Source organism: Streptomyces sp. NPDC002130 (assembly GCF_040296465.1).
GTDB lineage: Bacteria > Actinomycetota > Actinomycetes > Streptomycetales > Streptomycetaceae > Streptomyces.
Genome location: NZ_JBEOXI010001108.1, coordinates 1 through 1,141, shown reverse-complemented (window position 1 = coordinate 1,141; position 1,141 = coordinate 1). Strand labels below are relative to the sequence as shown.

Here is a 1,141-nt window from a genome sequence, read left to right as displayed (position 1 = left end):
CTGACTGCGTTGACAACCCTCAGTGACCTCGTAGCCGAAGCCCGAGAGATAGCCTTGAAGCACGCCCTCAACACGGGTTCCGAGCTCGGTGAACCGTTGGAGCATGGCGGTAGTGGAGCGGAAGCATACGCTGATGCAATCGGACTTTATCTCGCTCTATCCGTGAGTCGCCTCAGCAACTGGTCCAACAATCAGTGCTCATGGGAGGCCAACGGTGAGGTATCCCAGCAGATGTACTCAGGTCAAGCTATGGGGATGGCTTGGGATATATCCGAAGCGAACGTCTTAGGCGAAAAAAACAGCGGATCGTTCCTTGCCAGCTTGAAGAGCATCGTTGATCCTCTACGCATGGCCCACCTGCAAGGCGACCATCATGTCCTGCAGTGCGATGCACGTAAAGCGCCTCTAGCGAATCATGTAGTGGCAACTGACCCCCCGTACTTCGACAACATCGACTACTCCGATCTCTCCGATTTCTTCTACGTCTGGCAACGTCGAATCTTGGGACAAGTCTTCCCCGACCTCTTTCGGACGATGCTCGTACCCAAGGGCGAAGAACTCGTTGCCAACGCTCATCGATCTGGGGGAAAAGACACGGCAGCAAGCGAGTTCCTCGCAGGGTTTGCAGAGGTGTTTGACCATCTTCGCGAAAGTGTCTCTCCAGAATTCCCGATAGTCGTCTATTACGCGTCGAAGCAGGCAGAGAGTTTGGGCGGGGGCAACAGTCGCTGGTCAACAATCCTTCAAGCGATGGTCGACACGAATTGGCAGGTAGTGCGCACATGGCCTATTCGCACGGAGAACGCAAGTCGCCGTGTTGCGATTGGCAACAACTCTATGTCCACATCTACGGTGCTGGTACTGCGCCCCCGCCCTGCAGATGCTCCGAGAGTAAGTCTGTCGACCTTCCTAGATGACCTTCGAGCCTCACTCCGCAGCGCACTCGACGAGCTTGAAGAGGGTGGTGTGGCGCCAGTTGATCTACAGCAGGCCGCGATCGGCCCCGGAATGGCCGTGTTCAGTCAGTACGGAGCGGTCATTGAGGCTGACTCATAGGCACCGACAAGAAGGACGAGCTGGCCTTCCTCGGCGCGGACGAGGCGCGGACGCTGCGGGCCGACCTGCTCGCCCGGGCGGCCGG

The 1,141-nt window shown here is 57.7% G+C and carries 1 pseudogene; it reads left to right on the top strand.

Annotation, left to right across the window (positions count from 1 at the left end):
• Positions 1-1,056 (top strand): annotated as a pseudogene (locus ABT116_RS48815) (hypothetical protein); the annotation flags it as partial.
• Positions 1,057-1,141 lie beyond the last annotated feature (85 nt).